Below are 22,938 nucleotides of genomic sequence, written 5' to 3'. Positions count from 1 at the left end.
CGTAAAGGTTAATATTTAAATTCGTCTTATTTTTGCATCTTATGAATATCTCAATCCCTTTCAGAATTAGTCTTTTTGTTTTCCTGTCTGCAGTTTCCATGCCCTTGTTGAATGCCCAGACCTGGGACCCCAACAGAGGTTGTATTGTTGACAACAGTACAGGAGATTGCCTTCAAAATACCATACTCACCGCCATGCCCTTTTTGCGCATCAACCCCGATACCCGTTCCGGCGGACTCGGAGATGCGGGCGTTGCATTGACCGCAGATCCAAATGCCATGCACCACAATGCAGCGAGACTGGCATTTTCGGATCAGAATCTCGGTGTAGCTATCACCTATTCACCCTGGTTAAGAAATCTCGGTATTGATGACATATACCTGTTATATGCCAGCGGTTATTACAAACTCGATAAATTTCAAACTGTAGGTGCATCCATTCGTTACTTTTCTCTTGGTAAAATTGATTTCAGGGATGAAAACGGAGTAGATATAGGTACCGGCCAGCCTAATGAAATGGAAATAGCTGCTGCTTATTCCAGAAAACTATCCGATGTTTTTTCGGCCAGCCTCAGTGCAAAATTTGCATATTCCAATTTAGCTACTGGCAGAACCCTCGGGGCCTTCACCATTACCACCGCTAAAACTTTTGCTGCCGACATAGGATTATTCTACCGCAACAAACTCGGAGCCAGCGGACGCAGGAATTACCTCAATGCGGGCGTTGCGCTTACCAATCTTGGATCAAAAGTCACCTATACCAAAGGCGTTGTAAAAGATTTCATCCCATCCAACCTTGCCATTGGTGCGGCTTATGAAATGAATTTTGACGACTACAATTCTTTAACAGCTACAATTGAGATTAATAAACTGCTGATCCCGAGTCCACGCAAACCTGGAGATCCTGAATACGATACAGACAATAATAAAATTGCAGACTATCGCGAAAAAGGCTTGTTTGAAGGTGTATTCGGATCCCTGAGCGATGCGCCAGGTGGATTCAGCGAAGAAATTCAGGAGCTCATGTATTCCGTTGGCCTTGAATATTGGTACGACAAACAATTTGCAGTTCGCGCAGGATATTTTCACGAACACGAATTAAAAGGAAACCGAAAATTTCTCACACTGGGTTGTGGTGTAAAATACAATGTATTCGGACTCAATCTCTCCTATTTGATTCCAGCCACTAACAACAGAAGCCCGCTTGCCAATACTGTCCGTTTTTCAATCAGCTATGACTTTGATGGTGGCGCTGCTAAGAGTGGAGGGGAAGAGTAATGAAAGGCGTAAGGCGTAAGGCGAAAGGCTTGAGGCTTAAGGCTTAAGGCTTAAGGCGAAAAGCTAAAGGGTATAGGGTAATTGCTAATTCCTAATTGCTAATTCCTGATGGCCCAAGACGCTTAAAGCTTTAAGCGAAAAGCACAAAGTTGTAATTTTTCAACTGTCCTATCATCTTCCTTATTCTATCCAACCACCAACTAACATTTACCCTCTATCAACTAACATCTATCCTTCTACCAACTAACATCTAGCCCTCTACCAACTAACATCTATCCCTCCATCAACTAACATCTATCCCTCTACCAACTAACATCTATCCCTCTATCAACTAACATCTATCCCTCTATCAACTAACATCTATCCCTCTATCAACTAACATTTATCCCTCTATCAACTAACATCTAACCCTCTATCAACTAACATCTATCCCTCTATCAACTAACATCTATCCCTCTACCAACTAAAAAAGGCAAGCCGCGAAGCCTGCCAAAAAATTCCACTGTAAGCCGGATTCTGTTACTGCTGCGATTGCAACAGCATCTTATCATTTATCTGCTCTGCCTACCCCTCCATCTGTTAAAAACACCTCAGGGCCAGAGGACCGTTTCCGGTAATGGATATACATGGCATTTCAATCCGCAAGGTTTATCCCGGAAAGCAATTGCTTGAATTCCGCGTGTGCTCTTACCACACATTTTCACCCTTACCCTTTTCAGGGCGGTAATTTTCTGTGACACTCTCTCGTCAGAACTGCTTCTGAGCCACCTGTTAAGTGGTGCGGTTGCCCTACATTGTCCGGACTTTCCTCTCCGGACGTGCCGGAGCGATAAGACGTGGAGGCACAAAGTTATGCCTTTTTAAGCAGCAGAGCCTGTGTATAAACACATTAGGATATAATATCATGTATTATATCTTAATTTTACCTTTATTTCGTTAGTGAATACTTCTGTTTTTAAAAATGCCTATCTCCTCTGGGCGGCTTCGTTATTGTTGCTGACCCTGGGAAAAGTCTATGAATGGGCTTACCCGGGATTTCAGCACGACTATCGACATGAGGTTAAAAATCAGATTCAGAAGGAGCTCTCCGAGTTTCACCAGCTCGAACAAAATCAATCGCAAACCATTCAGCGATTGCTTGAAAAAACAGACAGCAATTATTATGATCCTTCCAGATTAGTACATTTTCTGGTCCAGGAAGCGGGTTTGAATTGTGTTTTATTTGAAAAACAGATTACGCGGTATTGGAGCGGAGAAGCAACATTTATAAAAGAAATCTGGAATCCGGAAAATCCATTCAATGGATTGCGAATCATGAAACAACTGGATGAATATTTTATCGTTAAAAAAATTCAATTCAGTAAATCAGGCACCCCCTACACATTGGTGTCCTATCAACCACTCGAGTCTGTCAACCATTCCTATGTGCACGTTCATATTGCTACAGAAAAAACATCGGGCAGCGGACTTGCGATCAGAGCCCCAACCGAACCTAATAAAATATTGGGATTGCTGCAATCAGATGCCACATTTCTGGCCCCTGTTTATGGCAATGTGCTGATCCTTTTTTACTTTTTTGTTTTATTATTATTTTACATTCCTGTACATAAAGTATCCAGACATTTCTATACCAACCAAAATTATCCCTGGGGCAACATGATCCTCCTTTTTGGAGTCCTCGTTACCGCAAGCATGTGCCAATGGATCGTTCATCAAAATGATTTTTACCACAGTCTTCTCACCGATAAATTAATTCATACCAGGTTCTACAATTATACCTTATTTGAATTTACGGTTTTTTCCTGTTTATTTTTTCACCTGAGTTATTTCTTTTACAAATATGCACAAATCAGTCAACTGGCGGTACCATCCTGGGCTGCAAATCTGATAGTACTTTTCAATTTTTTAATTGCACTTTTTGCACTGGTTATCTATTGTTTTATTTTCAGCGCAGTCTTCATCAGATCGGATTATTATTTTGACCTCAGCAATATTTTCTCATTTAACATCCAGCACTTTATCCTGCTATTCGATTTGTTGACCGTTTTATTGGCCTTATTTCTCATTACCAATAAGCTGACAACCAGTACAGACAGTTTCCAATTGGAATTTCGCAAACGATTTATAATTTTTCTGGCAGCACTCATCATAGCTACTCCATTTATTTTACAATCGAAACTGGAAATTGGCCTGGCCAGTTTTTTACTGGGCGCCAGCATCATCATTTGGATGCAGGATTTTTTCAATGAGGATTATCAAAAAAATATTCTGTGGCTGATCTCCTGGATCATCGTGATCAGTATTTTAAATGCGAGTTTGATCTTTCATTTTCAAAATCAGAAAAAACGTTATGTCAAGGAGCAATTGGTTTCTACGTATGTAAAATGTATTGAAGATAAGAACCCGGATTGCCTTGCAGATCTCATCCAAAACTGCAATACGAATCAATATGATTTTTATTTTTACGAAGACCAGTTGCTAAAATTTTCGAGCAATGTATACAAACCGAATTTCGAACAATCCTTAAACTATTTAAGAAAGGATAGCATCAGACATATCAATCTGGAAGGCAAAGACATCTTATACGTCAAACCTCAGCAAAACCAATTACTCATTCTCAGCAATCCACTTGAATCGAGTTTAAAAGGCATTTCCTTGTTTTCCTATCTCTTTACCCTATTGATCGTGATTTCGTATCTGATCAGTTTAATTCATCAGCGATTTCAATTTTTACCAAAAGATTTACAGATCAGCTTCCCGGAAAGGCCTTCACTGAAAAACAGGATCCAATTTTATGTCATCCTGGGCATTGTTATCAGTTTTCTGATCATCGCCTTGACTACTGTATTCTTTACGAAGCGATCGGAGAATGAAATTTTCAGGGAAAATTTGATCAGCAAGACCAGTAATCTGAGCGGATTTTTAGAATCTACCATCAGAAATGCCAATAACATGGAAGATGCTCAAATTATTATGCGAACCCAAATCAAACAAACCAGCCAGATGGTCGATTTCGACATCCGGTTTTTTCATGAAAATGGTTTTGAAGATCAGGACAGAAATGCATCAACGGTTTATCAGAATTCCATTCAATTGCTGAACCCCGCCTTTTACTTTCAGTATCCGCCTTATGCTGAAGACATCGTTGTGTTGAAAAAATCGGATCTGCCGGATGAGTTGTATGCTTACAGGAATATTTTTTACAACAATCGACGTGCCGGAGTATTGCAGGTCGAAGCCCTGGCTACACGGGAAATGAGTTACAGTACCCGGCTTGCCAATTTGGTAAACACGTTGCTTAATATTTATGTATTCCTTTTTCTCATCGCAGCAAGTCTTGCCACTTTACTGGCCAATTCCATTACTTCTCCTTTGGTAAGCCTGACTGATAAACTGAGAAGCATCCGGCTTGGAAAAACAAACGAAGTACTCGAGTGGAAAAGCGAAGATGAAATTGGAGAGTTGATTCAGAATTACAATCAGATGGTGAATCAGCTGGATGAAAGTGCGCAACTCCTGGCAAAAACAGAACGGGATTCTGCCTGGAGAGAAATGGCTAAGCAGGTCGCGCACGAAATAAAAAATCCACTCACACCCATGAAACTTTCTATACAGTATCTTCAACAATCCATCAAGACCGGTTCAGAAGATATTAAAGAAATGGCGCAAAAGGTTTGTCATACCCTGATCGAGCAAATCGACAGTCTGACTAAAATTGCTACGGAGTTCAGCAATTTTGCAAAGATGCCACAGGCACAAAATGAAAAACTGATCCTGAATGAAATCCTGGCTTCAGTACATGATTTGTTCAGAAAAAGGGATGATATTGATATACATCTAACGGTACCTATTGATGAATTGTATGTCTATGCAGACAAAGATCAGGTCATCCGTGTATTGAATAATCTGATCAACAACGCCATTCAGGCCATTCCAGACACCCGCAGAGGGCAGATCCTCATCAGTATGGACTCAAGCAGCAGAAATGCCATTATTTGTGTGCGGGATAATGGAACCGGTATTCCTGAAGAAATGCAATCCAAAGTATTTCTTCCCAATTTCACTTCGAAGAGCTCGGGAACCGGATTGGGACTGGCCATGTGCCAGCAGATCATCGAACTGGCGAATGGAAAAATTTACTTTAAAACGGTACCCGGAAAAGGTAGCAGTTTTTTTGTGGAGCTTCCCTTGATGCGCATCGTGGAAACGGAAGATGATGATATATAATTCAGCCGTACGTTGTGGAATAGTCTGGTTCAGTATTTTTTCATTTTAACGATGACTGATCCCTTTGGACACACTCCATACCGTTGATTTAATTTGTTTTTGGTCCAAAGTGATGCCTTGCCCGATCAGTCTATTGCTTTAAGTGACTTTGGTGCCTACGTAAAGAGATTCCTTGCGGCGATCGCTCTGCCGTGTTGATGAATTCATTTTCGGATCGGAAGGATTATCTAAGGAGTACATTCATTTCATTTGAATGAAATGATTTGTATTGTATTTATGGATTCTATTTCTCATTTTTACTTAGGATTTTTTGTCTTATTTTCAGTTTCGCCAATTTCAAATAAGTCCAATTAGTTAAATTCAATTCAAAGGGGTTTCGCTCCAAAGACAATACCCATTGGGATCAGTTCAATGAATTCGGGAATTAAAAACTACGAGCCCTCGGCTATTTATAATAAATTTGTAAACAAGGGAGCTGAATACTTGTTATTTACTAACACTTGAATGAGATATGTTTACAGCTCTGGTTTTGATTGTCTTTTCATTCTTTTTCATGGAATTCATGGCGTGGTTTACGCATAAGTACGTCATGCATGGGATTCTTTGGTCCTGGCATGCAGATCATCACGATCCGATTCATTTGAAAAAGGGATTTTGGGAGAAGAACGACCGTTTCTTTTTGGTTTTCGCCATTCCTTCTGCGCTTTGTTATATGTTGGGGTCTTTATATCCGGAATGGAGGTTCCTCCTTTTTATAGGTATTGGAATATCAATTTATGGTTTGTGTTATTTTTTAGTTCACGACGTGTACATACACCGAAGATTCAATTGGTTCAAACAACTCGATAATAAATACTCTAAAGCCGTGTTGCGGGCGCATGGTGCTCACCACTCCAAAACGACAAAAGAAGATGGAGAATCTTTCGGAATGCTGATCGTGCATCCTCGTTATTTCATCAAAAAGAAGAAAGCGGAAGAAAGGGTGCAATCCTAAAATCGCTTTGATGTTGATCTGGTTTTAAAATAAATCTCGATATATTTTATTTCGGGAAAGTAATTTCACTTGGATCTTCGTTTAAAATTGCCATATGGCTTCTATTGGTGTATACGAACGGTACGCTCGAAAGATGTCACCCCTACGGGGTTTGTGATTTGATGCAATGATGATTCTGCTACGAAGATGACGCCCCTACGGGGCTTGGATCCCTACGGGGTTTGTGATTTGATGCAATGATGATGCTACGAAGATGGCGCCCCTACGGGGCTTGGATCTATACGGGGTTTGTGATTTGATGCAATGATGATTCTGCTACGTGGATGACGCCCCTACGGGGCTTGGATCCCTACGGGGCTTGGATCCCGTTTCGAATGGAAATTGTTTAGGGGCAAGTTAATTGTAAGGGGAGTAAATTCTTATAGCAAAAGATCCGATTTTGTGAAACTTTGAGCCTTCGTGGCAAATGTTAGCGACTACCTTATGCCTTGCGCCTTTTTAAATTAACCAAACCTTCTTAATCTAGGCTACTCCCCATAAAATTAACTTGATCGATTGTTTTTGTTTTCATAATCGAGGTTGGTTACCTGCAGATTTGGATTCACGCCAATAAATTATCTGCGTAATTTGCGGCATCTGCGGGAAACTTCCCGAATTTTTATTGAAAACCAAATAATATTCAAATCGAACACCCTGGCGGAGCCAGCAATGTTGTTTCTTAGATGCTAACCCAATAAGATTACATGGATGGAGTTTGGAAACAAATGAATCCTTGGAACTATGACTACATTATCCCGTCAGGGATAAAATATGAATTGCTAAATGTCGCTAGGTTAAAGGGAATTCAATCCTAAGCTCTATTCAGCACAGCTTTCATTGTAGAACCGATATCCGCCGGTGATTGCACCACATGGATGCCACAGGCTGCCATCACTTCCATTTTAGCTTCAGCGGTGTCGGATTTTCCGCCAATAATAGCACCGGCATGACCCATTTTACGGCCTTTTGGAGCGGTTTTGCCGGCAATAAAACCGACAACGGGCTTGTTTCCATAAGCTTTGATCCATTCGGCTGCTTCGGTTTCCATATTCCCGCCGATCTCGCCAATCATTACGATCCCTTCTGTTTGGTAATCGGCCATCAGTAATTGAACGGCTTCAAGCGTGGTTGTACCGGGAATAGGGTCTCCGCCGATACCGATACAGGTAGATTGTCCCATACCAGCTTTTGTGACCTGGTCGACCGCTTCATAGGTTAAAGTACCGGAACGCGATACAATTCCGATATGCCCCTTTTTATGAATAAAACCCGGCATAATGCCTACTTTGGCTTCTCCCGGAGTAATGATGCCAGGACAATTGGGGCCTATCAGCTGAGTAGGATAATTTTTTAAATATTGCTTCACTTTCAACATGTCCTGAACCGGCACGCCTTCTGTAATGCACACGATCACCAGAATGCCGGCTTCTGCGGCTTCCATGATGGCATCTGCAGCAAAAGCAGGTGGAACGAAAATTATTGAGGTATTGGCTCCTTCATTTATTACTGCATCTTTGACCGTATTAAAGACAGGGCGATCCAAATGCATCTGACCCCCTTTTCCCGGAGTCACACCCCCGACAAGAGGAGTGCCATAAGCAATCATTTGCTCTGCATGAAAACTGCCTTCTTTACCCGTAAATCCCTGGACGATCACCCTGGATCCGGATCCAACTAAAACTGCCATGTTTGATTGTTCTTAGGAGAATTCTGTTTGATGATAAATACGTCCTCGTCTGAGCGGGACATGAAATACTTTTCCCGTGCAAATTTCTCATAATTATTCTCAAAATCACGCTTATCCTCTCTAAGTTTTGAAATTAATTTCTGGTATTCCAGCTTCTCGGCCTCCATTTTTTTGACATCCGAATAAATGGACCATGCTACCGGTAGCCTATATTGGTCGAAAAACAACATGTAAATGAAAAAAAACCCAATACTCAGGAGATATCTGAGCTTGATGATCCAGTTTTTTAAGGTATAAAGTAATCGGGTATGAGATTCCAATTTTGGCATCTAATCACGGGAATATTAGGCAAATATATATAATATTTATTTATCAAATATTCTTTTTCCCGGATAGATGGCCTGAGTGCCCAATTCGTGCTCAATTCTTAACAGCTGATTGTACTTGGCGACTCTGTCTGATCTCGACAAAGAGCCCGTTTTTATTTGCCCGCAATTCAAAGCCACTGCCAGATCTGCAATCGTGGTGTCTTCAGTTTCGCCCGACCGGTGACTCATCACGCAATTGTATTTACTTCTTTGAGCCAACTGCACGGCATCGATGGTTTCACTGAGTGTGCCGATCTGATTGACTTTGATCAACACAGCATTGGCTGTTTGGCTTTTAATCCCTCTGGAAATTCTTTTGGGGTTGGTGACGAAGAGATCATCCCCTACCAACTGTATTTTGGAGGATAAAACCTGAGTCATTTCTTTCCAGCCATCCCAATCGTCTTCGGCCATACCATCTTCAACAGAGTATATGGGATATTGATCGACCAGGCGTTTCCAGTTTTGTACCATTCCGGATGAATCCAGTGGTTCGGAGCCCGATTTATGGAATACGTATTTCCCGGATTTTTCGTCGTAAAATTCGCTGGCTGCCGCATCCATGGCAAGTACCAGATCGGTTCCGGTTTTGTACCCGGATTGCTGAATTGCAGAGAGGATCAAATCAATGGCTTCTTCGTTACTCCGCAAATTTGGAGCAAATCCACCTTCATCGCCAACATTGGTCGAATAGCCTTTTTCTTTCAATACTTTTTTAAGCGTATGAAACACTTCTGCACCCATTCGCAGACCCTCGGTAAAATTCGTTGCACCAACGGGCATGATCATAAATTCCTGAAAATCGAGTTTATTGTCGGCATGCGCTCCACCATTGATGATGTTCATCATCGGTACGGGAAGTAAGGAGGCATTGACTCCCCCTACATAGCGATACAGGGGTAGCCCGGCTTCAGCTGCTGCTGCTTTTGCCACAGCCAGCGAAATTCCCAGCATTGCATTGGCTCCGAATTGCGATTTATTTTCTGTGCCGTCTGATTCGATCATCAATTGATCGATCTCCCGTTGTTGATTCACCTGCAGGCCAATCAATATTTCAGCCAGGTCTTCTTCGACATACGCGCAAGCCTGCAACACCCCTTTTCCTTTATATCTGTTGGATTCTCCGTCTCTCAATTCCAGAGCCTCGTGTTTTCCGGTCGAAGCTCCTGAGGGAACCGCAGCTCTTTCGATAATTCCATATTTTGTTTCTACCTCGACTTCAATGGTTGGAAAGCCGCGGCTGTCGAGAATCTCCCGGGCACGAATATCAATTATCTCACTCATGGGTCATGCTTGTTGGTTGGTACAAGTTTACCAGTTTATTATAGAACTGTCCGAACAAATATCGGGAATCATGTGGACCCGGACCCGCCTCCGGATGGTATTGAACACCAAAAAACGGATGCGTTTTATGTTCAATTCCTTCTACGGATTTATCGTTCAGGTTGACATGGGTCAACTTGATCTCAGAAGATTTAGACAATAGTTTGTCATAGTCGACAGAAAATCCGTGATTCTGGCTGGTTATTTCGCCCAATCCGGTATTTAAGTTGAGCACGGGATGATTTCCTCCCCGGTGACCGTGATGCATTTTGAAAGTAGGTACACCCATTGCGATGCTTAACAATTGGTGACCCAGGCAGATCCCAAATACCGGTTTTCGCAGTTCAAGTATTTGATGGACGGTTTGCAATGCATAATCCATCGCCATGGGATCACCCGGTCCATTGGAAAAGAAAAAGGCATCCGGATTCCATTTGTTGATTTCCGAAAAATCTGTTTTCGCAGGAAATACCTGTGCATAGAAACCTGCTTTTTCCAATTGCCTGAGGATGCTTTTCTTGATTCCAAAATCCATAACTGCGACCTTGTAGGTTGCCTGGGGATCTCCAAAGAAGTATGGATTTTGGGTAGTCACAATGCTGGACAGTTCCAGTCCTTCCATAGAAGGCACCGACTGGAGAAAAGACTTTAACTTGCTTATTTCGTCACATTCTGTGGAAATAACGGCATTCATGGCTCCGTGGATGCGGATATGCCGGACCAATGCCCGGGTATCGATTCCATGAATACACAGAATGTTGTTTGACTCGAGGAAAGACTGGAGCGAGTCCTGAGCCAAAGGTCTGCTCATATGGTCTGAAAAATTTCTGCATACCAATCCTCTGATCTGAACCAAATCCGATTCTGATTCGGCATGCACGACACCATAATTGCCAATATGCACATTGGTGTTGATCATGATCTGACCATAATAGCTCGGATCTGTATAAATTTCCTGATATCCGGTCATACTGGTGTTGAAGCAGATCTCCCCACCAACCGTACCTTTTTTACCAGCCGCAAATCCTTCGAAAAAACTGCCATCCTCGAGCAGGAGAAAAGCATTCGTCTGAGCAGCAATTGACATTTATGATATTTATATTAAATTTTTGCAAATATATAACCTTGATAGCGGCCTTCCGAATATCGGGACCTCAATTTTTAAAAGGCCAAAAAAAAAGCGGCCTGAAGCCGCTTTTTATATTTAACTATTTGTTTCTTCCTGAGTTGAATTCTCTGCATTCTCCGCTGAATCTGTTTCAGATTTCTTCTTACCGCGGCTTCTTCTGGTCTTCTTAACAACTGCTTCCGGTGCTGTTGATTTGGAAGCAGAAATCATTTCAGTATTGTAATCGACCAATTCGATCATGGCCATTTCGGCAGCATCTCCCAAACGGAATCCTGTACGGATCACCCGGGTATACCCTCCCGGTCTTTCTGCTACCTTAGCTGAAACGGCTCCGAATAATTCCGTGATCGCATCGTTGTTTTGCAAGTAACTGAACACGATTCTTCTTGAGTGTGTTGTATTGTTTTTTGATTTTGTGATCAAGGGCTCAATAAAAGCTCTCAACGCTTTTGCTTTTGCCAGCGTTGTATTGATCCTTTTGTGTTTTATCAGCGAGATCGCGAGATTTCTCAACAAAGAAACCCGGTGACCCTTTTTTCTGCTTAAGTGGTTAAATGCTTTTCCGTGACGCATGGCAATGTGGTTTGCTAACTATGATTAACTATTATTCTTCGTCCAATTTATATTTGCTGAGGTCCATACCGAAACTCAGATTTTTCAACTGCAGCAATTCTTCAATTTCAACCAAAGACTTCTTACCGAAATTTCTGAATTTCAACAATTCATGTGTATCGTAACGAACCAGTTCAGAAAGGCTGTTGATTTTAGCTGCTTTCAGACAGTTGTAAGCTCTCACGCTGAGGTCGAGATCTTCTAATGGAGTCTTCAACAATTTGCGCATGTGAAGAATGTGTTCGTCGACGATGACATCTTCCTTGCGAACTGAATCTTCAAAAGTGATGTTTTCGTCAGTGATCAACATCAGGTGTTGAATCATGATCCTGGCTGCTTCCTTAACGGCATCTTCGGGATGAATCGTGCCATCCGTTTTTACTTCGAGTACCAGTTTTTCGAAGTCTGTTTTTTGACCAACACGGGTATTTGAAACACCGTATGAAACTTTCTTGATAGGAGTATAAATGGCATCCACCGGGATGATTCCGATAGGCAGATCTTTAGTGATCATTTCATCGGCAGGTACATAACCTCTTCCTTTGGAAATGGTCAATTCCAATTCCAGATTTACAAAAGGTTCCATTCTGCAAATTACCAGATCGGGATTGGTGACGGTAAATACATTGGTTGCATTTTGGATATCTCCGGCAACAAATGCGTCTTTTCCGCTGATGGAAATATAGATTTTTTCTTCTTTAAGGCTATTGGCATCCATGGCAGGCTTCAACCTTACCTGTTTCAGGTTCAGGATGACTTCAACGACATCTTCCATAACTCCCTTGATCGTTGAAAACTCGTGTTCGACCCCGGCAATTCGCACGTACGAAATAGCGAAGCCCTCGAGAGAAGACAATAAAATCCTTCTCAAAGAATTTCCAACAGTTTGTCCAAAACCAGGTTCGAGAGGTTTGAATTCAAACGTTCCTTCAAAGTCGGTTGATTTTTGAAGAATAATTTTATCCGGCTTTTGAAAGTTTAATATGCTCATGTTTGAATAATTTATTGTAAAGGGTAACTCCCAAATTATTTAGAATACAATTCGACAATAAGCTGTTCGTTGATCGGTTCCGGAACCTGATCGCGGGTAGGATATTGAATAAATTTTCCTTCCATTTTATCAGAATTCCATTCCAGCCATGAAAATTTGCGCGTATCGGTTTTTTGTGCAACATTGTGGCGGATGAATTCGAGACCCTGAGATTTGCCTCGAACGGTAATCACGTCTCCCGGTCTAAGTCTTGCAGACGGTATGTTGACCAGTTTTCCATTGACCATGATGTGTCTGTGAGAAACCAGCTGACGGGCACCTTTACGCGTAGGTGAAATTCCCATCCTGTAAACTGTATTATCCAAACGGGCCTCGAGGTATTGAAACAGATTTTCCCCGGTAATGCCACCTTTCTTATGAGCATCCTGGAAAATGTTTCTGAATTGTCTTTCGAGCACTCCGTAGGTATATTTTGCTTTTTGCTTTTCGATCAATTGCAATGCATAATCCGAACGCTGCTTCTTTCTGCGCGACGGACCATGCTGACCCGGAGCATATTTTTTGCGTTCAAATGATTTGTCATATCCGGTAAGGGATTGTCCAAAAGATCTTGATTTTTTAGTAACCGGTCCAGTATATCTTGCCATGCTTCCTATTCAAATTTAAAATTAAACCCTTCTGTGTTTTGGAGGCCTGCATCCATTGTGCGGAATAGGCGTCAAGTCCGTAATTTTAGTAATGCGGATACCCGAAGAATCCAATCCGCGAATGGCCGCTTCTCTTCCGGAGCCCGGGCCTTTTACATAGACTTCAGCAGAACGCATGCCCGCTTCATAAGCGGTTGATGCTGCACTGTTGGCGGACATCTGTGCTGCAAACGGCGTATTCTTTTTTGAACCTTTGAAACCCGATTTGCCTGCGCTTGCCCACGAAATCACCTCACCTGTTTTATTGGTCAGTGAAATGATGATGTTGTTGAAAGTTGCCTGAATGTAAGCCAAACCATCGGCATCGACTTTGACTTTCCTCTTTTTTGCTTTTTTACCTTTTGCCATAAAATCTCAACTATGAATTATTTAGTAGCTTTTTTCTTGTTTGCAACCGTCTTACGCTTTCCTTTACGCGTACGTGCATTTGTCTTCGTTCTTTGTCCTCTCACCGGCAGCCCTTTTCTGTGGCGAATACCCCGGTAACTGGCAATATCCATCAACCTTTTGATGCTCAACTGTACATCAGAACGAAGTTCCCCCTCGACTCTGTAATCCTCCTGGATCACTTTGGCAATGGCTTGAACCTGATCATTTGACCAGTCCTGAACGCGTACACTTTCATTCAGTCCAACCTTGGCAAGAATATTCTTAGCCGATGTCGGGCCGATTCCATAAATGTAAGTGAGGCCTATGACGCCTCTTTTGTTTCTTGGTAAATCTATTCCTGATATACGAGCCATATATGTTTAGTTTAAAACTAACCTTGACGTTGTTTAAATTTTGGATTTTTCTTGTTAATGATATAAAGCCTGCCCTTTCTGCGGACAAACTTGCAATCAGCGGTGCGTTTTTTTACGGAGGTCCTGACTTTCATGCCTTTAATTATTTATATCTATATGTTATTCGTCCCCTCGATAAATCGTAAGGGCTCATTTCTACCGAAACTTTATCGCCTGGCAAAATCCTGATATAATTCATCCTCATCTTCCCGGAAATCGTGGCGATGATCAGGTGGTCATTTTGAAGTCTAACTCTAAACATGGCGTTTGAAAGGGCTTCTTCTATGATTCCATCCTGGACTATCAGGTCTTTTTTTGCCATCTAATTTTTTTCGGAGTGCAAATATCTATCTTTTTACGCAATTTCTGTCAATTCTTTGTTATTTTTCACGGAAGTTTCGATGATACTGTGGTCTGAAAGGCATTCTGCCCTATCTTTTCTCACAACCACCGTATGTTCGTAATGCGCTGAAGGTTTTTTGTCCTGTGAAATAATGGTCCAGCCATCCTTCAATTGCTTTACCCGGTGGGTTCCGAGGTTGATCATGGGTTCTATTGCTATTACCAGTCCTTCTTTAAGGACCATTCCTCTTCCTTTTTTACCAAAATTGGGCACCTCGGGGGGTTCGTGCAATTGCCTGCCGATTCCATGTCCTACGAGCTCCCGCACCACTCCGTAATGGTGTTTTCCTTCTGCACAATCCTGTATAGCCGCGCTGATGTCCCCGATTCGGTTACCGGCCACAGCTTGTTCGATACCCAACCACAAGGATTTCAGGGTCACCTGCATCAACATAAGGATGTCATCGCGAACCTGGCCGACTGCAAATGAATAAGCCGAGTCTCCAAAAAAACCATCGCACTGGACTCCGCAATCTACCGAAACCAAATCCCCTTCTTTGATCGGCTGGTCATTCGGAATGCCATGTACGACCTGTTCGTTTAAGGAAATGCAGAGATTGGCAGGAAATCCGTTGTACCCTTTGAATGCCGGGGTAGCATTGTGGTCTCTGATGAAGGTACCCGCCAACTTGTCTAATTCAAGCCCGGTCACACCCGGCCTAAGGACTTTTGCTATTTCGGCTAAAGTCTGACTTACCAGTAAAGCACTACTTCTGATTTTCTGGATCTCTTCCTCTGTTTTGAGGTAAACCATTTCGAGCCAGCTTAACCGTTGACAACCGGACCAACGCCCTGACTGAAACGGCCTTCAATACGTCCTGATTTGACCAGTCCGTCGTATTTGCGCATGAGCAGATAAGATTCAACTACTGCAAGGGTGTCCAGTATAACCCCCACCATGATCAGTACCGACGAACCTCCGAAAAATCTGGCGAATTCGGGATTTACTCCAAACAACACCGCAATGGATGGTAAAATGGTTAAAAATCCTAAAAATATCGAACCTGGAAGCGTGATGCGCGTTGTGGTCGAATCGATGAATTCTTCTGTATCTTCTCCGGGTTTTACGCCGGGAATGAATGCATTTTGTCTTTTCAGGTACTCGGCATAATTCTGAGGATTTACGATCAAAGCCGTGTAGATATAGGTAAATCCAACCACCAATAGAAACGTAAAAAAGTTGTGCCAGAATCCATAAGGATCCGTAATGGCCCCGAGGAAACCTGTAGTACCCAGAGTCGGGTCTGAAGTCATGTACTGCACTGCGGTCAAAGGCAGAAACAGAATGGCCTGAGCAAAGATGATAGGCATTACTCCGGCTGCATTGACTTTAAGCGGAATGAAGTCCCGGTTATTTCCAACCGGCATCGAACCTGCTCCCCTTCCTACCATTCGCTTGGCAAACTGGATCGGAATCTTACGGACTCCCTGAATGACCAGGATACATGCAATGACGATGAGGAATAAGATGACTAATTCGAGCAGGAATAAAAGCAACTGCTGTGTATTCAATTCAAATGCAAATGCCGAAGGCAAACTTGCTATGATACCAATCATGATCAGCAAAGAAATTCCGTTGCCTATACCGCGGTCGGTAATGCGCTCTCCTATCCACATACAGAAGACAGTACCTGCAGCAAGAATAATGCTGTTGGAAAACCAGAAGACAAACGCGCTCACATTCGGATCCACCGCACCCATAGATTTTACATAGGTGAGGTATCCTCCGCCCTGAACAAGAGTAATCAAAACGGTGAGCATTCTTGTGATCTGGTTCAATTTTTTTCTGCCGGACTCCCCTTCTTTTTGCTGCAGCCTTTGGAAATATGGCACCGCAAAACCGAGCAACTGAATAATGATCGATGCCGTGATGTAAGGCATTACACCCAGTGCGAAGATCGAAGCTTTGTCGAAAGCTCCACCTGTATAACTCGAGATCAGACCGAAAAGACTGTTTGAAGCATTGGTCGTTTTCTGGGCCAGAATTCCGGGATCCACACCCGGCAATACGATAAATGATCCTACCCTGAAGATGATCAGCAACGTAAGGGTGTAGATAATTTTATCTTTTAATTCTGTTATGCTCCAGATATGCTTAAAAGTCTCTATTAGCTTTTTCATTTTCTAAGATTAAATCAATTCAACAGAACCTCCGGCAGCTTCTACTTTTGACTTGGCTGAAGCAGAGCATGCATGTACTTTTAATTTGTAAGCTTTTGTTACATCGCCATTACCCAGCAATTTGATCCGGTCGCTTTTGTTGAAAATTTTATTTTTTATAAAGAACTCCTGATCCATCTCTGTTGCTCCATAATCTGCAGCATACTTCTCCAGTGTTGATAAATTGACTTCTTTATAATCGATGCGATTTACATTGCGGAATCCAAATTTCGGCAACCTTCTTTGCAATGGAGTCTGACCTCCTTCGAATGCTTTTGTAGTGGTTGCACCAGAACGGGCTTTCATACCCTTATGTCCTTTCCCGGCAGTACCGCCATGTCCTGAACCTTCTCCTCTGGCCACTCTTTTTTCTTTGTGTGTGGCTCCTTTTGCCGGTTTTAAATTATACAGTTCCATATTCCTTTAAATCTTTTCAATGTGAACAAGATGATTTACTTTTTTCAACATTCCTTCAATCTGAGGAGTGTGCTCCAATTCGACAACATCATGCGGACAACGAAGACCCAGTGCCTGAATGGTCAACTTCTGGTTGTTGTTTGCTTTGATGATACTTTTCGTTTGAGTGATTCTTACTTTCGACATCATGTTTGATTAAAATCCTTCAAATACATTTACTAAGTCAATTTTTCTTTCTTTGGCTACATCGTATGGGCTTCTGATTTTTGTCAGTGCATCGAGTGTTGCTTTAACCACATTGTGCGGATTGGAAGAACCGATGGATTTGGCCAATACGTTGTGGACTCCGGCAATTTCGAGAACTGCTCTCATCGCACCACCCGCAATAACACCGGTACCGTCTGCAGCCGGCTTAATAAAAACCCTGCCTGCTCCGAATTTTCCTTTCTGTTCGTGAGCTATCGTTCCTTTTTGGATAGGCACTTTGATCAGATTCTTTTTTGCATCATCAACCGCTTTGGAAATGGCATCCGATACCTCTCTTGCTTTTCCTATGCCTTGCCCGACAATTCCATGCCCATCTCCAACAACGACCAAAGCTGAAAAACTAAACGTTCTTCCTCCTTTGGTAACTTTGGCTACGCGGTTGAGCGCTACCAGTTTTTCTTTCAATTCAGTTTCACCTGCCGCTTTAACTTTTACAACATGCGTTTTTCCCATGATCTATTTTTCTAAACGATTTATTAAAATTGAAGTCCTCCCTCGCGTGCGCTTTCGGCGAGAGCTTTTACACGTCCGTGATAAATAAAACCACCCCTGTCGAAAACCACTGACTGGATTTTCATGGACTGTGCTTTGTTGGCAATCATCGCACCTACTTTCTTAGCCATTTCGGTTTTGCTTGCTTTTTCCATAGATTTTTCCCTGGATGAAGCTGCACAAAGCGTATGGCCATTCAGATCGTCGATGAGTTGGCAGTAAATGCCCGTATTGCTTTTGAAAACAGCCAAACGTGGTCTCTCTGCAGTACCATTCACAGACTTGCGGATGCGGTATCTGATTTTTTGTCTTTTGGTAACTTTCGTATTCTTCATGATACGTTTAATCTTGCTTTTAACGAATTTTATTTTCCTGCTGACTTACCAGCTTTTCTTCTCAATATTTCTCCGGCAAACTTGATACCCTTGCCTTTGAATGGTTCAGGAGACTTCATCGCTCTGATCTTTGCACAAACCTGACCAATCAACTGATTGTCGGAACCTTTCAAAATGATTTTTGGATTCGATCCTTTTTCAGTAACTGTTTCGACTTTCAACTCGGAAGGAATGGCGAAATAGATCGGATGCGAATAACCCACAGAAATTTCGAGAAGATTTCCGGTGTTGGTCACACGATAACCTACCCCAACCAATTCCATTTCTTTTCTGAACCCATCGGTCACTCCGGTCACCATGTTGCTGAGTAAAGCCCGGGTAAGACCATGTATGGATTTATGTCTTTTCTGATCTGTAGGTCTTAACACCTGCATTTCCCCATCCTCAATTTTAATAGACATATCCGGATCAATCCGCTGGGATAAAGTTCCATTGGGTCCTTTGACCGTCACGGATGTTTTTTCAATTTTAACATCCACTCCTGCGGGAACTTTAATTATTTTTTTACCTATTCGTGACATGCGATTCGGTTTGTTGTTTTTTAATAAATATGACACAATACTTCTCCACCCACGTTTGCTTTTTTCGCTTCTTTGTCGGAAAGCAAACCTTTGGATGTTGAGATGATGGCGATTCCCAAGCCCGAGATGACTCTTTGAATATCGTCGGCTTTGGTGTAGATCCTTCTGCCCGGCTTACTAACGCGTGTTAGTTGCCGGATCAGCGGCAAACGGGTCACCACATCGTATTTCAGTGCGATGCGGATCAGTCCCTGATGGTTTTCGGTTTCTTCAAACTTATACTTGAGAATATACCCATAGTTGTACAGGATCTCTGTAATGCGTTTTTTCTCATTGGATGCCGGAATATCTACAATGCGGAATCCTGCCTGCTGGGCGTTGCGGATACGCGTTAGATAATCTGCTATTGGATCGGTAACTGCTGACATAAATTTTTACTTTAATTAAACTACCAACTTGCTTTTACAATTCCAGGAATTTTTCCATCGAGGGCCATGAGACGAAAGACGTTTCTTGAAAGGCCAAATCTCCTGATGTAACCTTTGGGCCTGCCCGTGAGCTGACACCTGTTTTTCAACCTGACAGGGGAAGCATTTCTAGGCAATTTGCTCAAGGCATCGTAATCTCCTTCTGCTTTGAGTTTCAAACGAAGCTCCTTGTATTTTGCTACCGTCTTTTCGCGTTTTTCCTGGCGAGCGATGATGGACTTCTTGGACATATATTCAAATTAATTTTTCTGATTTTTAAAAGGCATACCCATGTGCTTCAGCAATTCATAAGCTTCGGCATCTGTTTTTGCAGTGGTCACTATCGTAATATCCATACCTGCAATTTTATTGATCTTATCGAGGTCGATTTCCGGAAATATGATCTGCTCGGTTACACCCAGCGTATAATTTCCTCTTCCGTCGAATGAATTGTCATTCACACCCCTGAAGTCGCGTACCCTTGGTAAAGCCACGGTGATCAGACGATCTAAAAATTCGTACATGCGGTCACTCCGGAGGGTAACTTTTGCACCGATGGGCATTTTCTCGCGGAGTTTAAAGTTGGATACCGCTTTTTTAGACATGGTAGCCACTGCTTTTTGTCCGGTGATGGTCGTCATTTCATTGATAGCAATATCGACCAGCTTTTTATCCTGCGTCGCCGAACCTACACCCTGGTTGATGCTGATCTTAACCAGCCTGGGAACTTCCATTACCGATTTGTAATTGAATTTTTCCCGAAGTACCGGCACCACGTTGGTCAGGTAATGTTGTTTTAATCTGTTCTGGTAGCTCATCACTTAATTATTTCACCCGATTGTTTAGATACTTTAACTTTTTTACCATTTTCGGTTTTGTAACCTACGCGTGTAGGTTTACCGCTTTTGGGATCCAGAAGTGAGAGGTTTGAAATATGAATCGGAGCAGACATCTCCACAATACCGCCAGGATTGTTGTTGGTCGGTTTGGTGTGTTTCTTTACGATGTTGATCCCTTCGATCACGGCGCGATCCTTATCGATGATCACGCGTGAAACGATTCCTGATTTTCCTTTATTGGAACCAGCAATCACCTCAACTTTATCTCCCGTTTTTATTTTAAACTTCTTCATGTCTGTAATGATTTAAAGCACCTCAGGTGCCAATGAAACAATACGCATATAATCCTTCTCCCTGAGTTCGCGGGCTACGGGGCCGAAAATACGCGTACCTCTGGGTTCGTCTGATGCCGTCAGCAAGACCACTGCATTGTCGTCGAAACGGATATAAGTACCGTCTTTGCGGCGGATCTCCTTTTTAGTTCTTACGATAACAGCTTTTGAAACCGTACCTTTTTTTACACCGCCTGGTGTTGCTGATTTTACTGTTACGACTATTTTATCGCCAACAGAGGCATAGCGTCTTTTAGTACCACCGAGTACGCGGATACAAAGAACCTCTTTGGCTCCGCTGTTGTCTGCTACATTTAATCTGGATTCCTGCTGTATCATTCGACTCTGTTTTTAGCTTTAATTATTCACCTTTTTTAATAATCTCTACCAGACGCCAGGTTTTGTTCTTGCTCATGGGTCTGGTTTCCATAATTTTTACCCTATCGCCTATTCCGCATTCATTTTTCTCATCGTGTGCGAAATACTTATTGGTTTTTTTCATCCTCTTGCCATATTTGTCGTGCAACATAGAGCGCTCGACTTTAACGACAATGGTCTTTTCCATTTTGTTAGAGCTTACGACCCCTACTTTCGTTTTTCTTAAATTCCGTTGTTCCATTCCAAATATGATTTTTAAGCTATAGATGTTGTTCTTTTTGAAAGTTCTGTTTTCATTTGGGCAATTTCCCTGCGCACGTGCCTGATCTGTACGGGATTCTGCAATCCTTTGATCTTGTGCTCGTGTCTGAGACGCTGCCACTCTGCAACGGCCGCATTCAGGTCCCTCTCGAGGATTTCCGTTTCCAGTCCGGCGAATTCGCTGTATTTTTTCAATGCCATATTTCTCTGTATTAAGCGGTTGCTAAATTTTGGAATTCTCTGCGAATCGAAATTTTGGTTTTGATCGGCAGTTTTTGAGCAGCCAGTGCAAAAGCTTCCGCCGCAATATTGTAAGGAACTCCATCCATCTCAAACATCACGGTACCGGCTTTTACCACGGCTACATAATGATCGAGTGCTCCTTTACCCTTACCCATCCTCACTTCTGCTGGTTTAGCAGTAATCGGTTTGTCGGGGAAAATGCGGATCCAAACCGTTCCTTCCCTTTTCATATGACGGGTCATGGCAATACGCGCAGCTTCGATCTGGCGATTGGTCAGGCGGCTGCTTTCCAGAGCCTTTAATCCAAAGGTGCCAAATGCAATGGTTGTGCCTCTGTGGGCTATTCCCTTAATCCTTCCTTTCTGTTGCCTTCTGTACTTGAGGCGTTTTGGCTGTAACATATTCTTTACCTTTTAAAAAAAGAATCGCAAAATTACGACTATTTAAAATTATTATCTCCTTTTTCCGCCACGGTCAGACCTCCTGTCTCTTCCGTCGCGATCGCGGTCGCCGCCGCCGCCTCTTCTACCCTGGCCGGAACCCATACCCCCCTTGGTTTCTTTCTTTTCGAGTCCAACCAGTGGAGAAAGTTCTCTCTTCGCAAATACTTCTCCTTTACAAATCCAGGTTTTGATCCCGATTTTACCATAAACCGTTTGTGCTTCTTTGATGGCATAATCGATATCGGCCCGGAAGGTATGGAGTGGGATACGTCCTTCTTTATATTCTTCCGAACGAGCCATTTCCGCACCATTCAATCGACCGGAAATGCGGACTTTAATTCCTTCAGCGCCTGCGCGGATCGTTGATTGGATCGCCATTTTGATCGCGCGTCGGTAGTTGATCCTCGACTCGATCTGTTTTGCAATGGATTCACCGACGATAGCCGAGTCCAACTCGGGTTTACGGATCTCCAGAATGTTGATCTGAATATCCTGGTTGGTGAGTTTTTTCAATTCCTCGCGGATGCTGTCCACTTCCGATCCACCTTTTCCAATGATAATCCCTGGTCTTGAAGTCTGGATCGATACCGTGATGCGCTTCAGCGTTCTTTCGATGATGATGCGCGCCAGTCCTCCTTTTTCAATACGGGCATTGAGGTAGTTTCTGATCTTTTCGTCTTCCACTACTTTCTGAGCAAATGCTTTTCCTCCAAACCAGTTGGAGTCCCAGCCTCTGATGATGCCCAGTCGATTACCTATCGGATTTGCTTTTTGACCCATTAGTGTAAGTTGTATTTTTTATTAATCTTCTTGTTGAATTTGAGTTTCATTTTTTCCGCCCACGATCAGCGTCACATGATTTCGGCGTTTGCGAATCCTGTGTGCACGTCCGTGAGGCGCTGGCTGAAAACGTTTCAGCATCATTCCGCCGTCGACAAAAGCTGTTTTTACAAACAGGTCGGCCGTTTCGGCAGAGCCTTCTCCGTGTTTTTGTTCGAAGTTATTGATGGCAGACAACAACAATTTCTCCAACCAAACAGAGGCTTCCTTTTTGGTGAATTTCAAAATATTGAGTGCATCTCCTACTTTTTTACCACGGATCAGATCAACGACCAATCTCATTTTTCGTGGCGACATCGGGCAATTGCGCAATTTGGCTACAGCTTCCATCTGTTTTGCTTTTTA

31 protein-coding genes and 1 other RNA gene are annotated in these 22,938 nt (G+C 42.7%); 3 read left to right on the top strand and 29 right to left on the bottom strand.

Going from position 1 to position 22,938, the window contains the following annotated elements; all coding sequences use genetic code 11:
* Window positions 1-41: 41 nt before the first annotated feature.
* Window positions 42-1,277, top strand: coding sequence for a type IX secretion system outer membrane channel protein PorV (porV, locus tag IPM34_07210; protein MBK8955328.1), 1,236 nt, complete (start codon window positions 42-44; stop codon window positions 1,275-1,277).
* Between the two features lie 489 nt (window positions 1,278-1,766).
* Here porV and rnpB read toward each other — a convergent pair.
* An RNA gene (rnpB, locus tag IPM34_07205) (RNase P RNA component class A) lies at window positions 1,767-2,123 on the bottom strand.
* A gap of 93 nt (window positions 2,124-2,216) precedes the next feature.
* Between rnpB and IPM34_07200 the strand changes: the two genes are divergently transcribed.
* Window positions 2,217-5,504, top strand: a complete 3,288-nt coding sequence (locus IPM34_07200; GenBank protein MBK8955327.1) for a HAMP domain-containing histidine kinase — start codon at window positions 2,217-2,219, stop codon at window positions 5,502-5,504.
* Between the two features lie 511 nt (window positions 5,505-6,015).
* Entirely contained in the window at window positions 6,016-6,498 is a 483-nt protein-coding gene (locus IPM34_07195) for a fatty acid hydroxylase (GenBank protein MBK8955326.1), read from the top strand.
* Between the two features lie 850 nt (window positions 6,499-7,348).
* Here IPM34_07195 and sucD read toward each other — a convergent pair.
* The 28 genes from sucD to rplV form a co-directional block, all read right to left on the bottom strand.
* Entirely contained in the window at window positions 7,349-8,224 is an 876-nt protein-coding gene (gene sucD / locus IPM34_07190) for a succinate--CoA ligase subunit alpha (GenBank protein MBK8955325.1), read from the bottom strand.
* On the bottom strand, window positions 8,212-8,553 hold the full coding sequence (locus IPM34_07185; GenBank protein ID MBK8955324.1) for a hypothetical protein: 342 nt from the start codon (window positions 8,551-8,553) through the stop codon (window positions 8,212-8,214). Before IPM34_07185 ends, sucD begins: the two co-directional genes overlap by 13 nt.
* A 36-nt stretch (window positions 8,554-8,589) precedes the next feature.
* Complete coding sequence (gene eno / locus IPM34_07180) at window positions 8,590-9,876, bottom strand: phosphopyruvate hydratase (protein MBK8955323.1); 1,287 nt, start codon at window positions 9,874-9,876, stop codon at window positions 8,590-8,592.
* Window positions 9,869-11,002: a glutamine-hydrolyzing carbamoyl-phosphate synthase small subunit gene (gene carA / locus IPM34_07175; protein ID MBK8955322.1), complete on the bottom strand. Its 1,134-nt coding sequence runs from the start codon at window positions 11,000-11,002 to the stop codon at window positions 9,869-9,871. Before carA ends, eno begins: the two co-directional genes overlap by 8 nt.
* Before the next feature lie 117 nt (window positions 11,003-11,119).
* Window positions 11,120-11,617 carry a 50S ribosomal protein L17 gene (gene rplQ / locus IPM34_07170; protein ID MBK8955321.1) on the bottom strand — a complete coding sequence of 166 codons (498 nt, stop codon included), beginning with the start codon at window positions 11,615-11,617 and terminating at the stop codon, window positions 11,120-11,122.
* Between the two features lie 31 nt (window positions 11,618-11,648).
* Window positions 11,649-12,647 carry a DNA-directed RNA polymerase subunit alpha gene (locus IPM34_07165; GenBank protein MBK8955320.1) on the bottom strand — a complete coding sequence of 333 codons (999 nt, stop codon included), beginning with the start codon at window positions 12,645-12,647 and terminating at the stop codon, window positions 11,649-11,651.
* 35 nt (window positions 12,648-12,682) lie between these two features.
* On the bottom strand, window positions 12,683-13,294 hold the full coding sequence (gene rpsD, locus IPM34_07160; GenBank protein MBK8955319.1) for a 30S ribosomal protein S4: 612 nt from the start codon (window positions 13,292-13,294) through the stop codon (window positions 12,683-12,685).
* Between the two features lie 21 nt (window positions 13,295-13,315).
* Complete coding sequence (gene rpsK, locus IPM34_07155) at window positions 13,316-13,702, bottom strand: 30S ribosomal protein S11 (protein MBK8955318.1); 387 nt, start codon at window positions 13,700-13,702, stop codon at window positions 13,316-13,318.
* A 17-nt stretch (window positions 13,703-13,719) separates the two neighbouring features.
* Window positions 13,720-14,097 (bottom strand): 30S ribosomal protein S13, encoded by a 378-nt coding sequence (gene rpsM / locus IPM34_07150; GenBank protein ID MBK8955317.1) that lies wholly within the window; start codon window positions 14,095-14,097, stop codon window positions 13,720-13,722.
* 17 nt (window positions 14,098-14,114) lie between these two features.
* The gene (gene rpmJ / locus IPM34_07145) at window positions 14,115-14,231 is read right to left on the bottom strand and encodes a 50S ribosomal protein L36 (protein MBK8955316.1); all 117 of its coding nucleotides are present in this window, start codon (window positions 14,229-14,231) and stop codon (window positions 14,115-14,117) included.
* Between the two features lie 8 nt (window positions 14,232-14,239).
* Window positions 14,240-14,458: a translation initiation factor IF-1 gene (infA, locus tag IPM34_07140; protein ID MBK8955315.1), complete on the bottom strand. Its 219-nt coding sequence runs from the start codon at window positions 14,456-14,458 to the stop codon at window positions 14,240-14,242.
* Window positions 14,459-14,491: 33 nt separating this feature from the next.
* Window positions 14,492-15,292 carry a type I methionyl aminopeptidase gene (map, locus tag IPM34_07135; GenBank protein ID MBK8955314.1) on the bottom strand — a complete coding sequence of 267 codons (801 nt, stop codon included), beginning with the start codon at window positions 15,290-15,292 and terminating at the stop codon, window positions 14,492-14,494.
* Between the two features lie 11 nt (window positions 15,293-15,303).
* The gene (gene secY / locus IPM34_07130) at window positions 15,304-16,659 is read right to left on the bottom strand and encodes a preprotein translocase subunit SecY (GenBank protein MBK8955313.1); all 1,356 of its coding nucleotides are present in this window, start codon (window positions 16,657-16,659) and stop codon (window positions 15,304-15,306) included.
* Between the two features lie 9 nt (window positions 16,660-16,668).
* Window positions 16,669-17,115, bottom strand: a complete 447-nt coding sequence (gene rplO, locus IPM34_07125; protein MBK8955312.1) for a 50S ribosomal protein L15 — start codon at window positions 17,113-17,115, stop codon at window positions 16,669-16,671.
* Window positions 17,116-17,121: 6 nt separating this feature from the next.
* The gene (gene rpmD, locus IPM34_07120) at window positions 17,122-17,301 is read right to left on the bottom strand and encodes a 50S ribosomal protein L30 (protein MBK8955311.1); all 180 of its coding nucleotides are present in this window, start codon (window positions 17,299-17,301) and stop codon (window positions 17,122-17,124) included.
* Between the two features lie 9 nt (window positions 17,302-17,310).
* Entirely contained in the window at window positions 17,311-17,835 is a 525-nt protein-coding gene (rpsE, locus tag IPM34_07115; GenBank protein MBK8955310.1) for a 30S ribosomal protein S5, read from the bottom strand.
* 23 nt (window positions 17,836-17,858) lie between these two features.
* Window positions 17,859-18,209, bottom strand: a complete 351-nt coding sequence (gene rplR, locus IPM34_07110; protein ID MBK8955309.1) for a 50S ribosomal protein L18 — start codon at window positions 18,207-18,209, stop codon at window positions 17,859-17,861.
* A gap of 29 nt (window positions 18,210-18,238) precedes the next feature.
* Window positions 18,239-18,790 (bottom strand): 50S ribosomal protein L6, encoded by a 552-nt coding sequence (rplF, locus tag IPM34_07105; protein MBK8955308.1) that lies wholly within the window; start codon window positions 18,788-18,790, stop codon window positions 18,239-18,241.
* A 20-nt stretch (window positions 18,791-18,810) separates the two neighbouring features.
* Window positions 18,811-19,218: a 30S ribosomal protein S8 gene (rpsH, locus tag IPM34_07100; GenBank protein MBK8955307.1), complete on the bottom strand. Its 408-nt coding sequence runs from the start codon at window positions 19,216-19,218 to the stop codon at window positions 18,811-18,813.
* A gap of 20 nt (window positions 19,219-19,238) precedes the next feature.
* Window positions 19,239-19,508, bottom strand: coding sequence for a 30S ribosomal protein S14 (gene rpsN, locus IPM34_07095; protein MBK8955306.1), 270 nt, complete (start codon window positions 19,506-19,508; stop codon window positions 19,239-19,241).
* Between the two features lie 9 nt (window positions 19,509-19,517).
* Entirely contained in the window at window positions 19,518-20,075 is a 558-nt protein-coding gene (rplE, locus tag IPM34_07090; GenBank protein MBK8955305.1) for a 50S ribosomal protein L5, read from the bottom strand.
* Window positions 20,075-20,389, bottom strand: a complete 315-nt coding sequence (gene rplX, locus IPM34_07085; GenBank protein ID MBK8955304.1) for a 50S ribosomal protein L24 — start codon at window positions 20,387-20,389, stop codon at window positions 20,075-20,077. Before rplX ends, rplE begins: the two co-directional genes overlap by 1 nt.
* A 12-nt stretch (window positions 20,390-20,401) precedes the next feature.
* Window positions 20,402-20,767: a 50S ribosomal protein L14 gene (gene rplN / locus IPM34_07080; protein ID MBK8955303.1), complete on the bottom strand. Its 366-nt coding sequence runs from the start codon at window positions 20,765-20,767 to the stop codon at window positions 20,402-20,404.
* A gap of 22 nt (window positions 20,768-20,789) precedes the next feature.
* Window positions 20,790-21,047: a 30S ribosomal protein S17 gene (gene rpsQ / locus IPM34_07075; protein ID MBK8955302.1), complete on the bottom strand. Its 258-nt coding sequence runs from the start codon at window positions 21,045-21,047 to the stop codon at window positions 20,790-20,792.
* Between the two features lie 14 nt (window positions 21,048-21,061).
* Entirely contained in the window at window positions 21,062-21,268 is a 207-nt protein-coding gene (gene rpmC / locus IPM34_07070) for a 50S ribosomal protein L29 (protein MBK8955301.1), read from the bottom strand.
* Window positions 21,269-21,279: 11 nt separating this feature from the next.
* Complete coding sequence (rplP, locus tag IPM34_07065) at window positions 21,280-21,711, bottom strand: 50S ribosomal protein L16 (GenBank protein MBK8955300.1); 432 nt, start codon at window positions 21,709-21,711, stop codon at window positions 21,280-21,282.
* A 51-nt stretch (window positions 21,712-21,762) separates the two neighbouring features.
* Window positions 21,763-22,533: a 30S ribosomal protein S3 gene (rpsC, locus tag IPM34_07060; protein MBK8955299.1), complete on the bottom strand. Its 771-nt coding sequence runs from the start codon at window positions 22,531-22,533 to the stop codon at window positions 21,763-21,765.
* A 21-nt stretch (window positions 22,534-22,554) separates the two neighbouring features.
* Entirely contained in the window at window positions 22,555-22,923 is a 369-nt protein-coding gene (rplV, locus tag IPM34_07055) for a 50S ribosomal protein L22 (protein ID MBK8955298.1), read from the bottom strand.
* Between the last annotated feature and the right edge of the window lie 15 nt (window positions 22,924-22,938).

The sequence above is a fragment of the Saprospiraceae bacterium genome (assembly GCA_016716185.1).
GTDB lineage: Bacteria > Bacteroidota > Bacteroidia > Chitinophagales > Saprospiraceae > Vicinibacter.
Note: the sequence above shows the minus strand (reverse complement) of the source record. Positions and strands in the feature narration are given on the sequence as shown.

Bases quoted from the DNA above. Each gene is read 5' to 3' on its own strand.
- porV (MBK8955328.1), top strand. From the start codon at position 42: ATGAATATCTCAATCCCTTTCAGAATTAGTCTTTTTGTTTTCCTGTCT.
- IPM34_07195 (MBK8955326.1), top strand. From the start codon at position 6,016: ATGTTTACAGCTCTGGTTTTGATTGTCTTTTCATTCTTTTTCATGGAA.
- sucD (MBK8955325.1), bottom strand. From the start codon at position 8,224: ATGGCAGTTTTAGTTGGATCCGGATCCAGGGTGATCGTCCAGGGATTT.
- IPM34_07185 (MBK8955324.1), bottom strand. From the start codon at position 8,553: ATGCCAAAATTGGAATCTCATACCCGATTACTTTATACCTTAAAAAAC.
- eno (MBK8955323.1), bottom strand. From the start codon at position 9,876: ATGAGTGAGATAATTGATATTCGTGCCCGGGAGATTCTCGACAGCCGC.
- carA (MBK8955322.1), bottom strand. From the start codon at position 11,002: ATGTCAATTGCTGCTCAGACGAATGCTTTTCTCCTGCTCGAGGATGGC.
- rplQ (MBK8955321.1), bottom strand. From the start codon at position 11,617: ATGCGTCACGGAAAAGCATTTAACCACTTAAGCAGAAAAAAGGGTCAC.
- IPM34_07165 (MBK8955320.1), bottom strand. From the start codon at position 12,647: ATGAGCATATTAAACTTTCAAAAGCCGGATAAAATTATTCTTCAAAAA.
- rpsD (MBK8955319.1), bottom strand. From the start codon at position 13,294: ATGGCAAGATATACTGGACCGGTTACTAAAAAATCAAGATCTTTTGGA.
- rpsK (MBK8955318.1), bottom strand. From the start codon at position 13,702: ATGGCAAAAGGTAAAAAAGCAAAAAAGAGGAAAGTCAAAGTCGATGCC.
- rpsM (MBK8955317.1), bottom strand. From the start codon at position 14,097: ATGGCTCGTATATCAGGAATAGATTTACCAAGAAACAAAAGAGGCGTC.
- rpmJ (MBK8955316.1), bottom strand. From the start codon at position 14,231: ATGAAAGTCAGGACCTCCGTAAAAAAACGCACCGCTGATTGCAAGTTT.
- infA (MBK8955315.1), bottom strand. From the start codon at position 14,458: ATGGCAAAAAAAGACCTGATAGTCCAGGATGGAATCATAGAAGAAGCC.
- map (MBK8955314.1), bottom strand. From the start codon at position 15,292: ATGGTTTACCTCAAAACAGAGGAAGAGATCCAGAAAATCAGAAGTAGT.
- secY (MBK8955313.1), bottom strand. From the start codon at position 16,659: ATGAAAAAGCTAATAGAGACTTTTAAGCATATCTGGAGCATAACAGAA.
- rplO (MBK8955312.1), bottom strand. From the start codon at position 17,115: ATGGAACTGTATAATTTAAAACCGGCAAAAGGAGCCACACACAAAGAA.
- rpmD (MBK8955311.1), bottom strand. From the start codon at position 17,301: ATGTCGAAAGTAAGAATCACTCAAACGAAAAGTATCATCAAAGCAAAC.
- rpsE (MBK8955310.1), bottom strand. From the start codon at position 17,835: ATGGGAAAAACGCATGTTGTAAAAGTTAAAGCGGCAGGTGAAACTGAA.
- rplR (MBK8955309.1), bottom strand. From the start codon at position 18,209: ATGAAGAATACGAAAGTTACCAAAAGACAAAAAATCAGATACCGCATC.
- rplF (MBK8955308.1), bottom strand. From the start codon at position 18,790: ATGTCACGAATAGGTAAAAAAATAATTAAAGTTCCCGCAGGAGTGGAT.
- rpsH (MBK8955307.1), bottom strand. From the start codon at position 19,218: ATGTCAGCAGTTACCGATCCAATAGCAGATTATCTAACGCGTATCCGC.
- rpsN (MBK8955306.1), bottom strand. From the start codon at position 19,508: ATGTCCAAGAAGTCCATCATCGCTCGCCAGGAAAAACGCGAAAAGACG.
- rplE (MBK8955305.1), bottom strand. From the start codon at position 20,075: ATGAGCTACCAGAACAGATTAAAACAACATTACCTGACCAACGTGGTG.
- rplX (MBK8955304.1), bottom strand. From the start codon at position 20,389: ATGAAGAAGTTTAAAATAAAAACGGGAGATAAAGTTGAGGTGATTGCT.
- rplN (MBK8955303.1), bottom strand. From the start codon at position 20,767: ATGATACAGCAGGAATCCAGATTAAATGTAGCAGACAACAGCGGAGCC.
- rpsQ (MBK8955302.1), bottom strand. From the start codon at position 21,047: ATGGAACAACGGAATTTAAGAAAAACGAAAGTAGGGGTCGTAAGCTCT.
- rpmC (MBK8955301.1), bottom strand. From the start codon at position 21,268: ATGGCATTGAAAAAATACAGCGAATTCGCCGGACTGGAAACGGAAATC.
- rplP (MBK8955300.1), bottom strand. From the start codon at position 21,711: ATGTTACAGCCAAAACGCCTCAAGTACAGAAGGCAACAGAAAGGAAGG.
- rpsC (MBK8955299.1), bottom strand. From the start codon at position 22,533: ATGGGTCAAAAAGCAAATCCGATAGGTAATCGACTGGGCATCATCAGA.
- rplV (MBK8955298.1), bottom strand. From the start codon at position 22,923: ATGGAAGCTGTAGCCAAATTGCGCAATTGCCCGATGTCGCCACGAAAA.